Raw genomic sequence first — 5,492 nt, 5'->3', positions numbered from 1 at the left:
TTGCCAACACCAGGATTATCCATCCAATAACGCAGAACTTTATTCCGAACAAATTGGGTTGTCCGTATTGCCTCATTAATGGCTTCTATCTGATTAGGTTTTGGCTTAACTTTGTATTCTAGTACAAACATTTTGACACTGCTTGACCGAGTATCAATATCTTAACACAAAATTCTTTAAGTTGACAATACATATTTATTTAAAGCCGCCCGACCCTGCGCGGACATGGCGGGGCTTGTACCCAAATTTTCGGTCAGCGTTTTTAGCTGTCTTGACCTATAGCATAGCTAGACTGTCACCGGTGAAGGCGATTTTATCGGCGTAGCAGCTGTTTAACAGTGCCAATGAACTCAATCGGTTCAAAGGGTTTGACAATGTAGGCATCGGCTCCGATTTTCATGCCCCAATAGCGATCAAAGACTTCCCCTTTCAAGGAACAAATGATCACGGGGATATTTTTGGTTTTGGGATCCGACTTAAGACGACGACATACCTCATAACCATTGATGCGGGGCATGACGATATCGAGGACGACGAGATCGGGATTGGCTCTCTGAATATGTTCGAGGGCCTCCACCCCATCTTTGGCGATCGTGACCTTAATGCCGCTATTGCGGAGTAGATCACAGATCAGTTCCCGTTGCGCTTGGCTGTCTTCTACCAGCAATATTTCTCTCATAACTCCCTACCCAGCTAGGCCGCCAAGAATAACAATGGAATAAAGATGCGCGATAATAGTTTCCGTTGACCCGATGCTCCGAAATTGCTCCCATTTTTTGCCTCCAACGCACTCTGAAATTTATCAGGGGGTTTCCCTCTCAACAAGGACTTGATTGACCCCTTCGGGTTTTATTCCTACATTTCCCAATTCCACTGTTAGAAACGACTAGCCAAGAGATTTTTTTTTGGGTTTGGGGTTTAGTGTCAGGTTTTAGGATGTTAGGGTTTTAGGGTTTTAGTTGACATTCCCCTATCCTGCCATTACGCTAATTCCCCCATTCCTCTATTCCCCTCAAGGTATTTTTCCAACAGCAGTCATAACTCATTTTCGCTGAAAGGTTTGCTTAAATAATCGGTTGCCCCCACCATTTTGGACTCTCTTGGATTTGGTGGGTAAAATGTATTCTAAGATACATTCGTGCCAGGGAGCGAGTGGGGCGCATCTCACATTTGCGGGAATACCGACAATCAGCAATTATCAGTGACTCTTGGATGACTACAAATGTATCAGCAGCTGTCTGTAAGCATCCTACCGACAAGCTAATGCGCTCCGGGGTTTGGGAGCGGCACTTCGACACATTTCGACACATTTCGACACATTTCGACAGGCTCAATGTAAAAGCTCAGTGGCCGCGCCTCGCCCCCAACGGGTGGTTTGGGGGTAGAACCCCCCAAAAGCTGGGATTGAGTGATAAAATCGGAAGTAATACCGGATTTTAGCCGAGAGTTTCCCCGTAAAAATCCCAATTGGTAGATTTACAAAAATGAGATGCACCCAGCGAGTAGCGAGTGGAACGAACCACAAAGACACAAAGGACACAAAGATTGATCGCTCCTATATAAGTTAAACTGATCACACAAAGAATGAGAGAACCCATTTTGGCTTTTACCCTTGCCAGCAGCCCCCCTTGACCGGTTAAACCGTCGAGTTTTGGTAGGGCGATATCCCAGAGAATGAGAGCCGCTTCGATCACTATAGCCTGAGCGAGAGCTTCTAATGGAAAAGACCACAGGAATAGTTAGAATTTTCTAAAATACTCTCGACTTTTTCACCAATACTGAGATCGTTATCAATAGTTCTCCTGTTCTTTGTCCTAATTCAATCAATTGTAAAATACTGGGAAGGTCAATCTCATTGAAACTTCCTTGCATAATTTCTCGGAATCTCCCCCACTAGACGCTATTTATTTTAGTCTAGAAGAACCGATAGCAGTTATCTTAATGTTGAGGTACGAAGTCTCTGGTTTTAGGTGTTCGTCTGGGGATGATGCCAAATCTCGTCATACTTCATCTTTAGGAGAAACGCTGTCTTCCTTCCTCTTGTCACTAATAATAAATCTGATAAGCTAATTATGTAAGATATTTTTCAGTAAGCTTTGCTGCATTTAAACTAGCCTTTGAAATTTTCAGTACAAAAGGTCTAGCTTTCTATCCTTGCCTCTCGCTCTCACGCCGTCTTAACCGATAATTTAGATGTATGGTCAGCTTATTCAAACTGCAGCCAGAGGTAAAAGGGGTGAGAAAACCTGATCCGATTTATGAGATTGACTGCCGAATTTTTTGAGACTAGGTCAGTAAATTGGTGCTGAAAAATCTTCAAAAATTTAAAATTTTCCAGTGGGTAAGAGGAAAAATTGAGAACAAATGTATGTCTCAAAAAGAAAAAATCGAATGATAGAAACTAAAAATTTTTTGGCAGCCGATGGTTACACTGAAACTATAGACAGGCCGCTCCCAGCCTCGATCATCAACTCTCTATAAAACCAATTACAAAAACTTTCATCACACAGGAAGACTACTCGTGCTATACCTTGCAGAAGTAAAAAAACAGACTAAAGGTTTTATCGGCGGTTACAAAACCGAATTGAAACTATTGGCCTGTCAGCATAAAGATCAGACGTGGAGTGCCATAGCGGGGAACGATATCTTAACCTACGACGAAACTAACTCCATAGGAGAAGGTGCGCTTCTCTTGGTGAATTTGAGCGATAATCGTCAACTGCAAGGAAACCCAGAATTAGCGGGAGCAGAGATGGTGCGACAACTGCAAAAGATTTCCCGTTTGATGGAGCGCAATAAGGAAGATCAAGAGAAAATCGATCAGTGGAAACAATCCCTCACCTATCAAAGCGAGATTCTCAACCGCCAGAAAATGGAAATGGAGGCAAGAATTGATCAAATTGAGCGAATAGAAGCAGAATTCGATTATTTAGAGGGCAAAAGACAAGAACTGGAAAACCTAAAACAACAATTACAAGAGCAACAGCGACACCTGGAAGAAGAAAAAGTAAATTTCAACTCCTCCCCCAATCTTTCCCCAGAACAACAACAATTTATTCGTTCTCTAGCGGAGAGTTTAGCTAATAATCACGATCTGGGCAATCCTCCCTCACAAATTCTCTATTCAACTCTTGAATCTGTGCAGGGACAACAGACAATTTTAAATAGTTGTTGGCAGAGTTTAGAGGAGCAGAAAAAAGCTGTAGAAAATCGTCAGGTCGCCAACGAACAAATGCTCAATCATCTCGAACAAAGAGCCAGGGAATTACAGATAAGTCGTACTGCTTTGGAAACAACGAAAATACAACTACAAATACAAGAAACTGTTCTGAGTCAAAAACAGGAATTATTTGATCGCCTTAACCTCACCCTACAAACCACTGATTCTACTCGACAAATGCTTATTCGTCTCGCCCAAGCAGCAGACCTAGATTTTGATGGTAAAATCGATCTAGAAGCTCTTGAAAAAATGCCTTTGGAAGAATTGGAGAGCTTAGTTAACAATCTAAAAACAGACCTCGATCGCTTGGAACTTTTTGTCAATGACCAAGAGGAAGAATTAACTCTCCAATCCCAAACCGTGGAAGAATTAGAAGCAAGAATGACCACAATAGATGAATCCCAGCGAGCTAATTTAGCAGAAGAATTAGCCGAGGAACAGGAGAGAAAAGGAATGCTGGCGGAAACTTTGGTCGGACAGAGACGTAATCTTCGAGAAAGGCAAGCTATTCGCTCTCAACATCTGAAAATTCTGCACCGGAGACAGGGAATTTTATCCCCAGAAGATGCCCAAAAATGTAGCTTTGAACCAGTGTTAATTCTCCTAGAGGATAGTTATCAAAATAATCTCCAAGAAAGTCAACGTTTAGCAGCAGAAATCAAGCGACTACAAGAGGATTTACAAAAAAACAGAGATACTATTGACGAGCAATGGTCAGATTTAGAGCAAAAAACTCGTGAATTTGAAGAACAGGAGCGACAATGGCGCGATGCTAATCTGGCATTAGTGCGTTTAAAAACTCAGATACAACAGTACGAAACTTTCCTGCAACCCGTGCAGGATCATCTCGATCAAATCCGTCAAAAACTAGAAAATATCTCCCATTGGTTTATACCTATGGAATCTAATGGTATTGCATATCATTACGCTATTAACAGTTAGGCTTAATTAGGGTTCCTGAACAAATAACACAGGGTAATTCAGAAAAAGATTTCTCCCTTCTTGCCGATAACTTTTATAGCTTTTTATCTATATCGATTTAAATCTAGGGGTTCTTCGGTTTGTCTTATGCAACGTACAGGGTTATAAGGAATGAAACTCTTATAGAGAAAGACATTTGGCGATTTTTGTTAATTGTTTTCGATCTAGAGCGAACTAATCAATTAAATCTCTTGCCAGATAAGGATTTAGTCCATTTATGCCACCCTATCGAACCATACTAAGTAACGAAGAACCAATCTAGGTTAGATGTGGTGTAGACTAAGATTAGTAATTTATACTCAGATAGTTAGGGCTTGCTGAATAATAGTAAAACCCTTGTTGGTTAAGACTTTTAGAGTTTTTGTAAATCAAAAAGTACCAGATATGGGAGTGATCGGGGGGAAAATTCAGGGACTTTTTCCCTGAAAATTAGGTAATTGACCCCTTCAAAATCGGTAAAACCCTACACCCCAAACCCCACACCCCACACCCTGCCCCCAAGAAAAACTTTTTGCCGCAAACCCTAGTTATGAGACAATCCGATCGAGAAATAATGATTTTAGCGGCTGTGGCCTCCCTCTTAGCGGTGGTGGCGGAAGTAGCGATCGCTTTTTAGATAAAAAAAACTGATTTACGGGGTTAAAGTCCGGCAAAATTGGCAATCAATGCCGAGGAAAGATATCGATACAATGCTTGTAACAGGGGCGGCAATTGCGATCGCCTCGATGAGGGAAATTAAAGCATGAGTGTTAGTGTAACGGGTCAGGTAAAAAGAATCGAAATAGGCACAGGAACTTGGGCATTAATTGCTGATAACGGTCAAACCTACGAATTAATGGAACCGCCTGCCGAATTAACTCAAAAAAAGGCAAAAGTGACAGTTATGGGTGAAATTCGTTCAGATGTGATGACTCTGGCCATGATCGGGCCAGTTTTACAAGTGACCTCCTTTCAATCCCTGCCATGAAGCCGCAAAATACTGCTTAAAAACGGGTAAAATCGGCTTTTTAAGCCCGTAATCTCGAAAAATTACCCTAATTATCCCTCACATATCCCAGAAAGAAAAATTGTCAAGAATACCCTAATGGTTGATTTTTTCGGGAATAATCTCGAAATTTTGAATAATCATACTACAATGGACAGCAACTTGGTCTTAGGAACATCGGAATAACCTAAACCGATCTGTCTGATTGGTTTAACTCGTAGTTACCTAAGTTGGCGTGAGGAGAGGACTGAATGAATTTGCGCGATAATGCTTTAACGATTCTGCAAGAAACGAGTCGAACTTTTT

The 5,492-nt window shown here is 41.5% G+C and carries 5 protein-coding genes and 1 pseudogene; 2 read left to right on the top strand and 4 right to left on the bottom strand.

Annotated features, from left to right (window positions below; all coding sequences use genetic code 11):
• The 4 genes and pseudogenes from PX484_RS21880 to PX484_RS21865 all read right to left on the bottom strand — a co-directional run.
• Positions 1–131, bottom strand: a pseudogene (locus tag PX484_RS21880) (RNA-guided endonuclease TnpB family protein); the annotation flags it as partial.
• Between the two features lie 182 nt (positions 132–313).
• Positions 314–679, bottom strand: coding sequence for a response regulator transcription factor (locus PX484_RS21875; RefSeq protein ID WP_004267922.1), 366 nt, complete (start codon positions 677–679; stop codon positions 314–316).
• A gap of 757 nt (positions 680–1,436) precedes the next feature.
• Complete coding sequence (locus PX484_RS21870) at positions 1,437–1,694, bottom strand: hypothetical protein (protein WP_004267923.1); 258 nt, start codon at positions 1,692–1,694, stop codon at positions 1,437–1,439.
• 55 nt (positions 1,695–1,749) lie between these two features.
• Entirely contained in the window at positions 1,750–1,872 is a 123-nt protein-coding gene (locus PX484_RS21865) for a DUF4388 domain-containing protein (RefSeq protein ID WP_004267924.1), read from the bottom strand.
• Between the two features lie 649 nt (positions 1,873–2,521).
• Between PX484_RS21865 and hmpF the strand changes: the two genes are divergently transcribed.
• Together hmpF and PX484_RS21855 are read left to right on the top strand one after the other, a co-directional pair.
• On the top strand, positions 2,522–4,162 hold the full coding sequence (gene hmpF / locus PX484_RS21860; RefSeq protein ID WP_287664268.1) for a pilus motility taxis protein HmpF: 1,641 nt from the start codon (positions 2,522–2,524) through the stop codon (positions 4,160–4,162).
• A gap of 781 nt (positions 4,163–4,943) precedes the next feature.
• On the top strand, positions 4,944–5,168 hold the full coding sequence (locus tag PX484_RS21855) for a hypothetical protein (protein ID WP_004267926.1): 225 nt from the start codon (positions 4,944–4,946) through the stop codon (positions 5,166–5,168).
• The last annotated feature ends 324 nt before the right edge of the window (positions 5,169–5,492 follow it).

The organism is Microcystis sp. M49636_WE2, from assembly GCF_030065375.1.
GTDB lineage: Bacteria > Cyanobacteriota > Cyanobacteriia > Cyanobacteriales > Microcystaceae > Microcystis > Microcystis aeruginosa_C.
The sequence above is the reverse complement of the archived record's forward strand: the minus strand, read 5'-3'. Positions and strand labels throughout refer to the sequence as shown.